A 14,304-nucleotide genomic window follows, 5' to 3' on the forward strand; every position below is an offset into this window, starting at 1 on the left:
TGGCAGACGTTTCCTGAGGAGATGACCCCGATGCTGTTCCTCGGACTGCTCCTGCTCGTGGGCGCGGGTGCCTTCACGGCCCTGGCCATCATCGGCAACCTGTCCGGCGGGCCCGGATACACCGTGTCCGTCCTCGGCCACGACATCGCCACGATGAACGGCCTCGCGCTGTTCAGCTCGGGCCTCGCGCTGGCGCTCATCTTCTGCCTGGGCCTGGCGATGGCGGCCACGGCCGGCACCCACCGGCACCGTCACCGCCGCCACCGCGTCCCCTGGGGGCGGGGACGCAGGACAGGGCCACTCTCGGCGGGCTGACCGGTCGATTGAAACGCCAACAAGACAGCGCCACGCGCCTCGTGCACCATGGCTGAAGGCCTTGTTCGGGCCATGGACGGGGTTCGTGCGCCGCGCCATCGGCGCCACCACCGGAACTCTCCGCCGAGCCCCCTGGGGTGGTGAACTGCACCATGCTCCTGCCGGCGAAATCCGAAGTGCGCCGTCTGCTGCGCCGCTACCGACTGTGCGAGCGCGCCACGGTCGCGGCACCCGCCGATCTCGCCTCGCGTGCCGCCTTCGAGGACTCGGGCTACACGCTGTGCGTGCTGATGGGCGAGCGCACCCCGCGGGAGGCGGCCGAAGCGGCCCGGCGCTATCTGCGCACCGACCTGGCCACGTACCTGAGGGAGCGCAACGGCCGGATCCGGGCGGCCTCCGTCGGCCGGAGGCCGCGGCGATCCACTTCGAGGACCCAGGATTCCCGGGCGGGCTGACTGCTCGCACCGGTACAGCCGTGAAGGGACGAACGATGACGACTGCGAAGGACATCATGAGCCGGGGCGCCCAGTGGATACCCCGGCACGAGACGCTGGACCGGGCCGCGCAGATGATGCGGGACCACGAGCTGGGTGCACTTCCGGTCAGCGATCCCGACAACGGCGACCGCATGTGCGGCATCATCACCGACCGCGACATCGTGGTGAAGTGTGTCGCCTCGGGCCATGACCCCGCGCGGATGACCTGCGGTGACCTGTGCGAGGGCACGCCGCGCTGGATCGATGCCGCCGCCGACATCTCGGACGCCCTGCGGGAGATGGAGGGCCACCAGATCAAGCGCCTGCCGGTGGTCGAGAACAAGCGCATGATCGGCATGATCAGCGAGACCGACATCGCCCGGCACCTCAGTGACGACAAGCTCGCGGAGTTCGTCCACCGGGTGTACGCGCCCGCCTGATCGCGGAAGGGACACCCCATCGCCAACGACTCGGCCGGCCGAGTCGTTGGCGAACTCTTTGACGGCTGACGGATCCTTGACCGCCGCTTCGGCCTCGGCGATGCTGTGTTGCGAAACGTGAGAGGTGTGCCGTAATAGGCAACATCTCGATCCGCTGTGAGCCGAGGAGTGGCCATGTCCCAGCAGGTCCGTGGTGTCGTCGCGCGGAGCAAGGGTGCCCCTGTCAGTCTGGAAACCATCGTCGTGCCCGATCCCGGCCCGGGCGAGGCGCTGGTCAAGATCGAGGCCTGCGGGGTCTGCCACACCGATCTGCACTATCGCGAGGGCGGTATCGGCGACGAGTTCCCGTACCTGCTGGGGCATGAGGCCGCTGGCGTGGTCGAAGCGGTCGGCGAGGGGGTCACCGAGGTGGCTCCCGGTGACTTCGTGATCCTGAACTGGCGTGCCGTGTGCGGTCAGTGCAGGGCCTGTCTGCGCGGGCGGCCCTGGTACTGCTTCAACACGCACAACGCGAAGCAGAGGATGACCCTGGCGGACGGCACGGAGCTGTCGCCGGCGCTGGGCATCGGCGCCTTCGCCGAGAAGACCCTCGTCGCGGCCGGCCAGTGCACCAAGGTCGACCGGGCCGCCTCGCCCGCTGCGGCCGGGCTGCTCGGCTGCGGCGTGATGGCCGGCCTCGGCGCGGCCATCAACACGGGGAACGTGGGCCGTGGGGACACCGTCGCCGTGATCGGGTGTGGCGGTGTGGGAGCCGCGGCGGTCGTCGGATCGAGGCTTGCGGGTGCGGCGAGGATCATCGCCGTGGACATCGACGACCGCAAGCTGGACACCGCGAAGAAGCTGGGCGCGACCCACACCGTCAACTCCCGGGAGACCGACGCGGTCGACGCGGTGCGCGAGCTCACCGGCGGCTTCGGCGCCGACGTCGTCATCGAGGCCGTCGGCCGCCCGGAGACGTACCGGCAGGCCTTCTACGCCCGCGACCTCGCCGGCACCGTCGTCCTCGTCGGCGTCCCCACCCCCGAGATGAAGCTCGAACTGCCCCTGCTGGACGTCTTCGGTCGCGGCGGCGCCCTCAAGTCGTCCTGGTACGGCGACTGTCTGCCCTCGCGTGACTTCCCGATGCTCATCGACCTCTATCTGCAGGGCCGGCTCGACCTGGACGCCTTCGTCACCGAGACCATCGCGCTGGACGAGGTCGAGAAGGCCTTCGAGCGGATGCACGGCGGGGACGTGCTGCGTTCGGTGGTGGTCCTCTGATGCCGGCCGGGACGGCGGGCGCCCGCGTCGAACGTCTCGTCACCTCGGGGACGTTCTCGCTGGACGGCGGCACCTGGGACGTCGACAACAACGTGTGGATCGTCGGTGACGACACCGAGGCGGTCGTGATCGACGCCGCTCATGACGCCGATGCCATCGCCCGGGCCCTCGGCGGGCGCGCCCTGCGGGCGATCGTGTGCACCCACGCGCACGACGACCACATCGACGTCGCACCCGACCTCGCGGCCCGGACCGGCGCCCCGATCCTGCTGCACCCCGACGATCTGCCGCTGTGGAAACAGACCCATCCCGACCGGGCACCCGACGGCGAGCTGACCGACGGACAGCGCCTCACTGTCGCCGGAGTGGAGCTGACCGTGCTGCACACCCCGGGACATGCCCCCGGAGCCGTGTGTCTGTACGCCCCGCGCCTGTCCGCGCTGTTCAGCGGCGACACGCTGTTCGCCGGCGGGCCGGGGGCGACGGGACGGTCGTACAGCGACTTCCCCACCATCACCCGTTCGATCAGGGAACGCCTCCTGGCCCTGCCGGACGACACCGTCGTGCACACCGGTCACGGCGACACCACCATCATCGGCGCCGAGGCGCCTCATCTTCAGGAGTGGATCGAGCGCGGCTTCTGACCGCACGGCGAGCAGCGGCCCTGCCCCCGGTGACGGACCGACGTGGACGGCACCGGCGGCGGGGCCGTCGTCGCACCCCCGCACCACTCGCTGATCAGCCTGCTGACCTGCCCTTTCGAGGTCGCTCCGGCGTGCCCGGAAATCGGTCGCCGGGCACCCTGCAAACAGGCCTCTGGATGCCTTGACAACGCTTCCAAGCGGCCAGCAGACTGACGTTGCGCTAATCGCAATCCGTTTCGCTATACGCACCGAGGTGTCATGATGATTCCCGCGTGCCGCCTCGCGGATCTGCCGCGAGGCGAGGCCCACCGGCTCGACATCGACCCGCCCGTTTCGGTGTTCCACACCGACGACGGCGAGCTCTTCGCCATCGACGACACCTGCACCCACCAGGACGCGTCGCTCGCCGACGGCTGGCTGGAGGGCTGTGAGGTGGAATGCCCCCTGCACGCCTCCAAGTTCGACCTGCGGACCGGGGCCGTGGACGCCCCGCCGGCCAAGCTCCCGGTCCGCACCCACGAGGTCCTCGTCGAGGACGGCATGGTCTATGTGCGGCTGTCCACTCAGGCTCCCAACCTGCCGCCGTGCATCGCCGCGCGCCTGGCCGGAGGCCCCGCGTGAGGACCGTCACCGTGGTGGGCGCGTCGCTGGCCGGTCTGTCGGCCGCGCGCTCGCTGCGCAAGCGGGGGTACGACGGCCGGCTGGTCGTCGTCGGCGCCGAGCTCCACCGCCCCTACGACAGGCCGCCGTTGTCCAAGGAGTTCCTGGCCGGTGCCGTCGGCGAGGCGGAACTGGCGCTGGAGCGGGACGACGAGGAGCTCCAGGCCGAGTGGGTGCTCGGCGCCCGCGCCGTCGGACTCGACCGCACCGAGCGGGCGATCCGGCTCGCCGACGGCCGGGAGATACGCGCCGACGGCGTGGTCATCGCGACCGGCGCCGCCGCCCGCACCCTGCCCGGCACCGAAGGGCTCGCCGGCGTCCATGTACTGCGCACGCTGGACGACGCCCGGGCCCTGAGGGACGACCTGGCCCGGGGCGGACGGGTGGTGGTGATCGGTGGCGGCTTCATCGGCGCCGAGGTCGCCTCCACGGCGTACGCCCTCGGCCTCGACGTGACCGTGGTCGAGGCGGCGCCGACACCGCTGGCCGGACCGCTCGGCGAGGCCATGGGCCAGATCGTCTCCGCCCTCCACACCGATCACGGTGTGCGGCTGCAGTGCGGGGTCGGGGTGAAGGGGCTGAGCGGGGAGCGCCGGGTCGACGCCGTACTGCTGGAGGACGGGCGCAGCATCCCCGCCGACACCGTCGTCGTCGGCGTGGGCGCGCGCCCCTGCGTCGAGTGGCTGGAGGGCTCCGGCGTCGCCCTCGACAACGGCGTGCAGTGCGGTGTCGACGGACGCACCAGTGTCGCCGGGGTGGTCGCCGTGGGGGACTGCGCCAGCTGGTACGACCCGCACGTCGGTTTCCACCGCAGGGTCGAGCACTGGACCGGCGCGCTGGAACGGCCGGACGCCGCCGTCGCCGCACTTCTCGCTCACGGTGCGACGGAACCGGGTGTGCCCCGGCCGCCGTACTTCTGGTCCGATCAGTACGGCGTGAAGATCCAGTTCGTCGGCCACGCCGCCGGGGCCGACAGCGTGACGGTCGAGGAGGGCTCGACCGACGACCGCAGTTTTCTGGCGGTCTACCGCCGGGCCGACCGGCCGGTCGCCGTGCTCGGCATGAACCAGCCGCGGCTGTTCACCCGCCGGCGCAAGCAGTTCGCCTCCGCCGCATCGTGACACCACCCCATAGCCCCTCCCATCGGTCCACATTCCCGAGGAGTGCACTGTGACCTCGACCAGCCTGCCGGACAGCCTGATCGCCACTCTCCCCGGCTCCGCCTACACGGATCCCGGCATCTTCGCCCAGGAACAGGAGCGCATCTTCGAGGCGATGTGGTTCTGCGTGGCCCGCTCCTCCGACCTGGCCAGGCCCGGTGCCTTCCGCACCGTCGACGTGGGACGCGAGAGCATCCTGGTCACCCGTGCCCGGGACAACTCCGTCCGCGCCTACTTCAACGTGTGCCGGCACCGCGGTGCCAAGCTCTGCACCGACGAGACGGGCGAGGTCAAGCGGGCCTTCCAGTGCCCCTACCACGCCTGGACCTACGACCTGAACGGCAAGCTCGTCGCGGCACCCAACCTGACCAAGATGCCCGACGTCGGCCGCACCGAGTACGGCCTGGTGAGCGTGGCCGTCCGCGAATGGCTCGGCTATGTCTGGGTGTGCCTCGCGGAGAACCCGCCCTCCTTCGAGGAGGACGTGATCGGCGCGATCGTCGAACGCCTCGGCGACGTCGGGTCGATCGAGCGCTACGACGTCGAGAACCTCTCGGTCGGCAAGCGGATCGTCTACGACGTCAAGGCGAACTGGAAGCTCATCATCGAGAACTTCATGGAGTGCTACCACTGCGCCACGATCCACCCCGAACTGACCGAGGTGCTCCCGGAGTTCGCGGACGGCTACGCGGCCCAGTACTACGTCGGGCACGGCGCGGAGTTCGGCGAGGAGATCCAGGGCTTCACCGTGGACGGCAGTGAGGGCCTGGACCGCATCCCCGGCGTGTCCGAGGACCAGGACCGCCGCTACTACGCGATCACCGTCAAGCCGCAGGTCTTCATCAACCTCGTCCCCGACCATGTGATCTTCCACCGCATGTACCCCGTGGCCGTCGACCGCACGGTCGTCGAGTGCGACTGGCTCTACCTGCCGCACGTCGTGGAGAGCGGCAAGGACGTCAGCCGGTCCGTGGAGCTCTTCGACCGGGTCAACCGCCAGGACTTCGACGCCTGCGAACGCACCCAGCCGGGCATGAGTTCACGGCTGTACGCCAAGGGCGGCGTGCTCGTGCCCAGCGAGCACCACATCGGCGCCTTCCACGACTGGGTGAACGAGCGTCTCGGTACGCACCGTCCGGAGTGAGGGAGCGCCCGTGGCCCGCGCGGGGGGCGTACGCGGGCCGTGCGGCCGTCGTGCTCCGTGCGCTCAGCCGAGGTATCCCATCCGGTGGCTGATCTCCTCCGCGCCCTTGACCAGCACCGGAGCCAGCTCGTGCATGCGCTCCTCGGTGAAGCGGTACGAGGGCCCGGAGGCGCTGATCGACGCGATGACCTGGCCCTCCCGGTCACGGATCGGGGCGGCCATGGCGTGCAGCCCGATCTCCAGTTCCTCCAGCGTCCAGGCGTAGCCGCGTTCGCGGGCCGCGGCGAGGTTCTTCTCCAGCTTCGCCTTCGAGGAGATCGTGTGGGGAGTCAGCTTCTTCAGGCCGGCATCCGTCAGCAGCGCGGCGCGCTCCTTGGCGGGCAGGTGGGCCAGCATGATCTTGCCGCTGGAGGTGGCGTGCAGCGGGGTGAGCTGGCCGACCCAGTTGTGGGCGGTGACGGCGGCCGTGCCGCGCACCTGGTAGAGGTTGATCGCATAGTGCTCCTGCATCACGGCGATGTTGACCGTCTCGCCGATCTCCTCGGCCAGGCGCTCGCAGACCGGACGCCCCTGCTGGGTGATGTCGATGCGTCCCGTGACGGCACCTGCCAGGCGTACGATGCCGAAGCCGAGGCGGTACTTTCCGCGCTCACCCGACTGCTCCACGAGACCGCGCGCCTCCAGGGCGCCGAGCAGGCGGAACGCGGTGGACTTGTGCACATCGATCTCGCCGGCCACCTCGCTCACGCCGGCCTCGCCGCGCTGGGCCAGGATCTCCAGGACGCTGATCGCGCGGTCGACGGACTGTACTCCTCCGGGCGGCGAGCCGTTCGTTTCGGTATCCGGACTGTAGTTGCTCATAGCGAAACTATACGCGCAGTAAACAACTTTGCTGCAAGTAACGCGCTGTGAACAAAGAACTTACAAGTTGCGCCGTCCGCAACCTAGTGCGCATAGCGATACCCGTACTAGCATGCCCGGCACATCAACGACGCGAGCGAGACGAGGCACCATGGCTCCCTTGCAGTACGACTTCGTCATCGTCGGCGGTGGGTCGGCCGGCAGCGCACTGGCGAACCGGCTCTCGGCCGACCCCGGCAACAGGGTGCTCGTCCTGGAGGCCGGCCGCTCCGACTACCCCTGGGACGTCTTCATCCACATGCCCGCGGCGCTGACCTACCCCATCGGCAGCCGCTTCTACGACTGGAAGTACGAGTCCGAGCCCGAGCCCCACATGGGCGGCCGCCGCATCTACCACGCCCGCGGCAAGGTACTCGGTGGCTCCAGCAGCATCAACGGCATGATCTTCCAGCGCGGCAACCCCATGGACTACGAGCGCTGGGCGGCCGACCCCGGCATGGAGACCTGGGACTACGCCCACTGTCTGCCGTACTTCCGCCGTATGGAGAACTGTCTGGCGGCCGACCCGGACGACGAGTTCCGCGGCCATGACGGACCCCTCGTCCTCGAGCGCGGCCCCGCGAGCAACCCGCTCTTCACCGCCTTCCTCAAGGCCACCCAGGAGGCGGGCTACGCGCCGACGGACGATGTCAACGGCTACCGCCAGGAGGGCTTCGCCAAGTTCGACCGCAACGTCCACCGCGGGCGCCGGCTGTCGGCCTCGAAGGCCTACCTCAAGCCCGCGATGAAGCGGCCGAACCTCACGGTGAGGACGCGTGCCCTCGTCACCCGGGTGCTCTTCGAGGGCAAGCGGGCCGTCGGGGTCGAGTACCGGCGCGGCAAGGGCGCCCCCCAGCAGGTCCGCGCCGGCGAGGTCATCCTGTGCGGCGGCGCGATCAACTCCCCGCAGCTGCTGCAGCTCTCCGGGGTCGGCAACGCCGCCGAACTGTCCGCCCTCGGCATCGACGTCGTCCACGACCTGCCGGGCGTCGGCGAGAACATGCAGGACCACCTGGAGGTGTACGTCCAGTACGCCTGCAAGCAGCCGGTCTCCATGCAGCCGTACATGGCGAAGTGGCGCGCCCCCTTCATCGGGCTGCAGTGGCTGTTCCGCACGGGCCCGGCGGCCACCAACCACTTCGAGGCGGGCGGCTTCGCCCGCAGCAACGAGGACGTGGACTACCCCAACCTGATGTTCCACTTCCTGCCGGTCGCCGTCCGCTACGACGGTTCCTCGCCGGCCGGCGGCCACGGGTACCAGGTGCACGTCGGGCCCATGTACTCGGACGCCATGGGCTCGGTGAAGATCAGGAGCCGGGATCCGCGGGTCAAGCCCGCGCTGCGCTTCAACTACCTCTCCACCGAGCAGGACCGCCGCGAGTGGGTCGAGGCGATCCGCGTCGCGCGCAGGATCCTCGGCCAGCCCGCCCTCGGCCCCTACAATGCCGGCGAGATCTCGCCCGGACCCTCCGTCGAGACCGACGAGGAGATCCTGGCGTGGGTCGCCAAGGAGGGCGAGACCGCCCTGCACCCGTCCTGCACCTGCAAGATGGGCACCGACGAGATGTCCGTCGTCGACCCGCAGAGCATGCGGGTGCACGGTCTGGACGGGCTGCGCGTGGTGGACGCCTCGGTGATGCCGTACGTCACCAACGGCAACATCTACGCACCGGTGATGATGATCGCCGAGAAGGCGGCCGACCTCATCCTGGGCAAGGAGCCGCTGGAGCCGTCCAAGGCCGCGTACTACCGGCATCGCGACGCCCAGAAGCAGGCCGGGTAGACCATGGGGGCCGAGGCCCTGCGGGCGCTGCTCGGCCGCGTCCGCTACGAGGTGCTACCGGCGAAGGTGACCGAGGAGAAGGTCCTCGCCCATGTGCCCCGCGACGTCGTGGTCACGGTCACCGCGTCGCCGGTCAGGGGGCTGGAGCCGACCCTCGGCCTCACCGAGCGGCTCGCGGCGCACGGCTACCGCGTCGTCCCGCATGTGCCCGCACGGCTGCTGCGGGACGACGTACACCTGAAGGACGTGGCCGAACGGCTGCGGGCGGCGGGCATCGACGACGTCTTCGTGCCGGCCGGCGACGCCGATCCGCCGGCCGGGCCGTACGACGGAGCTCTGCCAGTGCTGCGCGGTCTGAGCGAGCTGGGCAGCCCCTTCGCCGACGTGGGCATCACGGGCTATCCGGAGAGCCATCCGCTCATCCACGACGACATCACCATCCAGTCGATGTGGGACAAGCGGACGCACGCCACGTACATCGTCAGCAACCTGTGCTTCGACCCGCGCGTCCTCGGCGACTGGATCACCAGGATCCGGCGCCGTCGCATCATCCTTCCCGTGTACGTGGGCGTCGCGGGGCCCGTGCAGCGGACGAAGCTGCTGGCCATGGCGACGAAGATCGGGGTGGGGGAGTCGACGCGCTTTCTCACCCGGCACCCCTCCTGGTTCCTGCGGTTCGCGGCACCCGGCGGATACGCCCCCGAGCGGCTGCTCGGCCGCGGCGCGGAGGCGCTGACCGGACCCGCGGCCGCGGTGGCCGGCCTGCACCTGTTCACCTTCAACCAGATCGCCGAGACAGAGCGCTGGCGCCGGGCCCTGCTGGACCGGCTCGCCGCCTGAAACCGGCATCCGCCGACCCCTTGACGGGTGTCGGCCCGGTCGGACAGGGTGTTCCACCACAAGCAATGCGATGCACAATACGCAACGAGCTCCTGCGAAGGGCGCGGCCGTGGCAGATCTGTACGTGGACGGAGAATGGCGCGCTGCGGTGGCCGGCGGCCACCGGGAGATCCGCTGCCCGGCGGACGGCACGCCGGTCGCGACGGTCTCGGAGGCGACCCGCCCCGACACCGAGGCGGCGATCGCCGCCGCCCGGCGCGCCTTCGACGAAGGCCCCTGGCCCCGCACCCCCGAGCGGGAGCGCGGCGCGCTGCTGCTGCGCACGGCGGACGTCATCGAGCGCGACGCCAAGGAGTTCGCCCGCGCCGAGTCGCTCGACACCGGCAAGCGCCTGGTCGAGAGCGAGTACGACATCGCCGACGTCGTCGCCTGCCTCCGGTACTACGGCGGCATCGCCGGCACCAGCGCGGGACGGGTGGTCGACACTGGACGCGACGACGCCCTCAGCCGGGTCACCTACGAGCCCGTCGGTGTGTGCGGACTGATCACCCCCTGGAACTACCCGCTGCTCCAGGCCAGTTGGAAGGTCGCCCCGGCCCTTCTCGCGGGCAACACCGTCGTCCTCAAGCCCAGCGAGCTGACCCCCTCCACCTCCGTCCTGCTGATGAAGGCCCTCCAGGAGGCGGGGCTCCCGGCGGGCGCCGCCAATCTGGTGCTGGGCGCCGGAGCCGAGGCGGGCGCGCCGCTGGCCGACCACCCGGCCGTCGACATGGTGTCCTTCACGGGAGGCCTGGAGACGGGGCGGCACATCATGGCCACCGCGGCGGCGACGGTGAAGAAGGTGGCGCTGGAACTGGGCGGGAAGAACCCGAACGTGGTCTTCGCCGACGCCGACTTCGAGACGGCCGTCGACTTCGCCCTCACCGCCGTCTTCCTGCACTCCGGGCAGGTCTGCTCGGCCGGCGCCCGCCTGATCGTCGAGGACTCGGTCCACGACGCCTTCGTCGACGAGGTCGTGCGCCGCGCCCGGCGGATCCGCCTCGGCGGCCCCTTCGACCCCGAGGCCGAGACCGGTCCGCTGATCTCCGCACGGCACCGGGAGAAGGTCGAGGCCTACGTCGCCGCCGGTCTCGCCGAGGGCGCCGTACTGCGCTGCGGCGGCGAACGCCCCGACGACCCCGCGCTCGCGGACGGCTTCTACTACCCGCCCACCGTCCTCGACGAGTGCCGGCAGGACATGCGCGTCGTGCACGAGGAGTCCTTCGGACCCGTGCTCACCGTCGAGCGCTTCCACGACGAGGACGACGCCGTCCGCATCGCCAACGACACGGAGTACGGCCTCGCCGGAGCCGTCTGGACGCAGGACGCGGGCAGGGCCCAGCGGGTGGCCCGCGGGCTGCGCCACGGCACCGTGTGGATCAACGACTACCACCCCTATGTGCCGCAAGCGGAATGGGGTGGGTTCGGGCGCTCGGGCGTGGGCCGCGAGCTGGGGCCGACCGGCCTCGACGAGTACCGAGAGCCCAAGCACGTCTGGCAGAACATCCAACCCCGGCCGCAGCACTGGTTCCGCGGCTGAACGCCGAAGAGAGGTCGATCATGACCCCAGCACAGACCGAGGTGTCGCAGCGGCGCGACACGTCCCAGGACCCCAAGGACCGCACCCCGGTCATCTCCGTGCGCCGGCTGTGGAAGGTGTTCGGGCCGAAGGCCGACGAAGTGCCGGGCTCGGAGGAGCTGTGCGGACTCACCCGCCGCGAGCTCATGGACCGCACCGGATGCACCGCCGCCGTACGGGACGTCGACTTCGAGGTGTCGCCCGGCGAGGTCTTCGTGGTGATGGGCCTGTCCGGCTCCGGCAAGTCCACCCTGGTGCGATGTCTGACCCGGCTGATCGAACCCACCGCCGGAGAAGTCGTCTTCGAGGGCGAGGACATCCGTGGCGCCGACCCGAGGCGGCTGCGCGAACTGCGGCGCAGCAAGTTCTCCATGGTCTTCCAGCACTTCGGTCTGCTGCCGCACCGCAGGGTCGTCGACAACGTGGCGTTCGGCCTGGAGATACGGGGCATGGGCAAGGCCGAGCGCACCAAGAAGGCCCTGGAGGTCGTCGAACTGGTGGGCCTCGCCGGATACGAGAACTCCTACCCCGACCAGCTCTCCGGCGGTATGCAGCAACGGGTCGGCCTCGCCCGCGCCCTCGCCGGCGACCCCGACGTCCTCTTCTTCGACGAGCCGTTCTCCGCGCTCGACCCGCTGATCCGCCGCGACATGCAGAGCGAGGTCATCCGCCTGCACCACGAGGTCGGCAAGACCATGGTGTTCATCACCCACGACCTGTCCGAGGCCCTGAAGCTCGGCGACCGCATCCTGATCATGCGCGACGGGAAGATGGTCCAGTGCGGCACCGGGGACGAACTCGTCGGCGCCCCCGCGGACGACTACGTACGCGACTTCGTGAAGGACGTGCCGCGCGGCGACGTCCTCACCCTGCGCTGGATCATGCGCCCGGTGGAGCCCGAAGACGCCCTGGACGGACCCGAGTTGGGGCCGGACGTCGTGGTGCGCGAGGCCACCCGTACCGTGCTGGCCGCGCACAGGCCGGTCAAGGTCGTCGAGAACGGCAAGCTGCTCGGCATCGTCGGCGACGAGGAGATCCTTTCCGTCGTCGCGGGACAGTCGGCCGGTCAGGAAGGCGGTGCGTGATGGCCGTAGCCGCCGACGCGACCGCGCCGGTCGTGACGATGCGCAAGAAGGTCGGCCGCCCCATGCTGGTGGCGGCGATCCTGCTCGCCTGGCTGGTGCTCTTCGCCGTGCTGCGCGGCCGGCAGACGCTGACCCTGGCGGCGGCCGACCTCACAGGCCTGCACCGCCGGCTGAACGATCTCAACGACAGCATCGGGGCCAACCGCAACTCCAACCCGCTCTTCCTGTACTTCTTCAACGAGATCCGGCTGGTCGTCGACAACCTGGTCACCTTCGTCCAGTCCCTGATCTCCCAGCCCACCGGCAGCCGCCCGGTCCCGCAGATCGGCTGGCTCGGTGTCGTCGGACTCACGGGCTATGTCTCCTGGGCCGTGGGCAACTGGCGGGTGGCGCTGCTGGCCGTCGCGGGCTTCACCTTCTTCGGGCTGCAGGGCCTGTGGCAGGAGAGCATGGACACCCTGGCGCTGACCCTGTCGGCCGTCCTGGTGGCGCTGCTCATCGGCATCCCGCTGGGTGTGTGGGCCGGTCTCTCCGACCGGTTCAACCGGATCATGACGCCCTTCCTGGACTTCATGCAGACGATGCCGACCTTCGTCTACCTCGCCCCGCTGACCCTGATCTTCCTCATCGGCGGGGCCTCCGCCGTCATCACCACGGTGATCTACGCGGCGCCGCCCGCCATCCGCATCACCGCGCACGCCATCCGCTCGGTGCCCGAGACCACCGTCGAGGCGGCGGAGTCGCTCGGCACCACGCGCTCGCAGCAACTGCTGAAGGTGCTGCTGCCGATGTCGAAGCGGACGGTGGTCATGGGCGTCAACCAGACCATCATGGCCGCCCTGGCCATGGTGACCATCGCCGCCCTGATCGACGCGCCCGGCCTCGGCAAGACCGTCGTACAGGCCCTGCAGTCGCTCGACGTCGGCACGGCCTTCAACGCCGGCCTGGCCATCGTCGTCATGGCCATCGTGCTCGACCGGGTCACCACCGCGGCCGCCGGACGCGCCGACGCGGCGCGGCGCAGCGCCGGACGCCTGGCGCGGTGGCGCCGCCCGCTGCTGGCGGCGGGCGGGGTCGGCGCCGCCGTCCTCGTCTACCTGTCCCACACCTATGTCTGGGCGGCCGAGTTCCCCGGCAACGGCAGCACCGGCAGCCACATCGCGAGCGCGGCCGACACCACGACCACCTGGCTGCAGGACCATCTCTCGGGAGTGACCAACGGTGTCCGGGACGTCATCACCAACGGTCTGCTGAACCCGTTCCAGACGCTGCTCACCGACTCCCCGTGGTGGCTCGTCGGCGTCACCCTGGTCGGGCTCGGCGCGGTGCTTGGCGGCCTGCGTGCCGCAGCGACGGCCGCCGTGTGCGTGGGACTGCTCGTCGGGACGGGCGTGTGGTCGGACAGCATGACGACCCTCGCCTCGACCGCCGTGGCCACGGTGCTGGTGATGCTGTTCGGCGCCGTGTTCGGGGTGTGGATGGGGCGCAGCCGGCTCGTGGACCGGATCGTGCGGCCCACCCTGGACGCCGCGCAGGTCATGCCGCCGTTCGTCTATCTCGTGCCGTTCCTGGCCCTCTTCGGAGCCACCCGGTTCACCGCGATCGTCGCGGCCGTCGTCTACGCGGCGCCCGTCGCCATCAAGATCATCGCGGACGGGGTGCGGAACGTGTCCGAGTCCACCGTGGAGGCGGCCACCTCCGCCGGGTGCAACACCTGGCAGATCATCACCAAGGTCCAGCTGCCGATGGCACGCAGCGCCCTGACCCTCGCGACCAACCAGGGCCTGATCTACGTGCTGTCGATGGTTGTGGTGGGCGGCCTGGTAGGGGCGGGCGCCCTCGGCTACGACGTCGTGGCCGGATTCTCGCAGGGACAGCTGTACGGCAAGGGGCTGGCGGCAGGGATCGCCATCGTACTGCTGGGAGTCATGTTCGACCGGATCACTCAGGCTGCGGCACGACGCACCAGGGCATAAGGA

General features: G+C 70.3%; 14 protein-coding genes. 13 read left to right on the forward strand and 1 reads right to left on the reverse strand.

Features of this window, described 5'->3' with window-relative positions:
* Positions 1-21: 21 nt before the first annotated feature.
* The 8 genes from ACFYZB_RS25835 (at position 22) to ACFYZB_RS25870 (ending at position 6,099) form a co-directional block, all read left to right on the forward strand.
* Positions 22-315: a hypothetical protein gene (locus ACFYZB_RS25835; protein ID WP_351213313.1), complete on the forward strand. Its 294-nt coding sequence runs from the start codon at positions 22-24 to the stop codon at positions 313-315.
* Between the two features lie 152 nt (positions 316-467).
* Complete coding sequence (locus ACFYZB_RS25840; protein ID WP_388762829.1) at positions 468-770, forward strand: DUF5133 domain-containing protein; 303 nt, start codon at positions 468-470, stop codon at positions 768-770.
* Between the two features lie 35 nt (positions 771-805).
* The gene (locus ACFYZB_RS25845) at positions 806-1,231 is read left to right on the forward strand and encodes a CBS domain-containing protein (protein ID WP_351213315.1); all 426 of its coding nucleotides are present in this window, start codon (positions 806-808) and stop codon (positions 1,229-1,231) included.
* Between the two features lie 174 nt (positions 1,232-1,405).
* The gene (locus ACFYZB_RS25850; RefSeq protein WP_351213317.1) at positions 1,406-2,491 is read left to right on the forward strand and encodes an S-(hydroxymethyl)mycothiol dehydrogenase; all 1,086 of its coding nucleotides are present in this window, start codon (positions 1,406-1,408) and stop codon (positions 2,489-2,491) included.
* Entirely contained in the window at positions 2,491-3,135 is a 645-nt protein-coding gene (locus ACFYZB_RS25855) for an MBL fold metallo-hydrolase (protein WP_388762832.1), read from the forward strand. Before ACFYZB_RS25850 ends, ACFYZB_RS25855 begins: the two co-directional genes overlap by 1 nt.
* A gap of 258 nt (positions 3,136-3,393) precedes the next feature.
* Positions 3,394-3,756, forward strand: coding sequence for a bifunctional 3-phenylpropionate/cinnamic acid dioxygenase ferredoxin subunit (locus ACFYZB_RS25860; protein WP_351213320.1), 363 nt, complete (start codon positions 3,394-3,396; stop codon positions 3,754-3,756).
* On the forward strand, positions 3,753-4,916 hold the full coding sequence (locus tag ACFYZB_RS25865; protein WP_388762834.1) for an NAD(P)/FAD-dependent oxidoreductase: 1,164 nt from the start codon (positions 3,753-3,755) through the stop codon (positions 4,914-4,916). Before ACFYZB_RS25860 ends, ACFYZB_RS25865 begins: the two co-directional genes overlap by 4 nt.
* 49 nt (positions 4,917-4,965) lie before the next feature.
* A complete protein-coding gene (locus ACFYZB_RS25870; protein ID WP_388762836.1) occupies positions 4,966-6,099 on the forward strand; it encodes an aromatic ring-hydroxylating dioxygenase subunit alpha in 1,134 nt (377 codons plus the stop codon).
* 63 nt (positions 6,100-6,162) lie between these two features.
* Here the strand turns inward: ACFYZB_RS25870 and ACFYZB_RS25875 are convergent, their stop codons facing one another.
* Positions 6,163-6,960: an IclR family transcriptional regulator gene (locus ACFYZB_RS25875; protein WP_351213326.1), complete on the reverse strand. Its 798-nt coding sequence runs from the start codon at positions 6,958-6,960 to the stop codon at positions 6,163-6,165.
* A 151-nt stretch (positions 6,961-7,111) separates the two neighbouring features.
* Between ACFYZB_RS25875 and betA the strand changes: the two genes are divergently transcribed.
* From betA to ACFYZB_RS25900, 5 genes are all read left to right on the forward strand, one after another.
* Positions 7,112-8,782 (forward strand): choline dehydrogenase, encoded by a 1,671-nt coding sequence (gene betA / locus ACFYZB_RS25880; protein WP_388762838.1) that lies wholly within the window; start codon positions 7,112-7,114, stop codon positions 8,780-8,782.
* A gap of 3 nt (positions 8,783-8,785) precedes the next feature.
* Positions 8,786-9,622, forward strand: a complete 837-nt coding sequence (locus ACFYZB_RS25885) for a 5,10-methylenetetrahydrofolate reductase (RefSeq protein WP_388762840.1) — start codon at positions 8,786-8,788, stop codon at positions 9,620-9,622.
* Between the two features lie 109 nt (positions 9,623-9,731).
* The gene (locus tag ACFYZB_RS25890; protein WP_388762842.1) at positions 9,732-11,201 is read left to right on the forward strand and encodes an aldehyde dehydrogenase family protein; all 1,470 of its coding nucleotides are present in this window, start codon (positions 9,732-9,734) and stop codon (positions 11,199-11,201) included.
* Between the two features lie 20 nt (positions 11,202-11,221).
* Positions 11,222-12,325, forward strand: coding sequence for a glycine betaine/L-proline ABC transporter ATP-binding protein (locus ACFYZB_RS25895; protein ID WP_388762844.1), 1,104 nt, complete (start codon positions 11,222-11,224; stop codon positions 12,323-12,325).
* Positions 12,325-14,301, forward strand: coding sequence for an ABC transporter permease (locus tag ACFYZB_RS25900; RefSeq protein WP_388762845.1), 1,977 nt, complete (start codon positions 12,325-12,327; stop codon positions 14,299-14,301). The genes ACFYZB_RS25895 and ACFYZB_RS25900 overlap by 1 nt, the downstream gene beginning before the upstream one ends.
* Positions 14,302-14,304 lie beyond the last annotated feature (3 nt).

Source organism: Streptomyces sp. NPDC001852 (assembly GCF_042891825.1).
Taxonomy (GTDB): Bacteria; Actinomycetota; Actinomycetes; order Streptomycetales; family Streptomycetaceae; genus Streptomyces.

What these genes read in the sequence shown, in the direction of transcription:
- ACFYZB_RS25835 (WP_351213313.1), top strand. Translation starts at nt 22, where the DNA reads ATGACCCCGATGCTGTTCCTCGGACTGCTCCTGCTCGTGGGCGCGGGT.
- ACFYZB_RS25840 (WP_388762829.1), top strand. Translation starts at nt 468, where the DNA reads ATGCTCCTGCCGGCGAAATCCGAAGTGCGCCGTCTGCTGCGCCGCTAC.
- ACFYZB_RS25845 (WP_351213315.1), top strand. Translation starts at nt 806, where the DNA reads ATGACGACTGCGAAGGACATCATGAGCCGGGGCGCCCAGTGGATACCC.
- ACFYZB_RS25850 (WP_351213317.1), top strand. Translation starts at nt 1,406, where the DNA reads ATGTCCCAGCAGGTCCGTGGTGTCGTCGCGCGGAGCAAGGGTGCCCCT.
- ACFYZB_RS25855 (WP_388762832.1), top strand. Translation starts at nt 2,491, where the DNA reads ATGCCGGCCGGGACGGCGGGCGCCCGCGTCGAACGTCTCGTCACCTCG.
- ACFYZB_RS25860 (WP_351213320.1), top strand. Translation starts at nt 3,394, where the DNA reads ATGATGATTCCCGCGTGCCGCCTCGCGGATCTGCCGCGAGGCGAGGCC.
- ACFYZB_RS25875 (WP_351213326.1), bottom strand. Translation starts at nt 6,960, where the DNA reads ATGAGCAACTACAGTCCGGATACCGAAACGAACGGCTCGCCGCCCGGA.
- betA (WP_388762838.1), top strand. Translation starts at nt 7,112, where the DNA reads ATGGCTCCCTTGCAGTACGACTTCGTCATCGTCGGCGGTGGGTCGGCC.
- ACFYZB_RS25885 (WP_388762840.1), top strand. Translation starts at nt 8,786, where the DNA reads ATGGGGGCCGAGGCCCTGCGGGCGCTGCTCGGCCGCGTCCGCTACGAG.
- ACFYZB_RS25895 (WP_388762844.1), top strand. Translation starts at nt 11,222, where the DNA reads ATGACCCCAGCACAGACCGAGGTGTCGCAGCGGCGCGACACGTCCCAG.
- ACFYZB_RS25900 (WP_388762845.1), top strand. Translation starts at nt 12,325, where the DNA reads ATGGCCGTAGCCGCCGACGCGACCGCGCCGGTCGTGACGATGCGCAAG.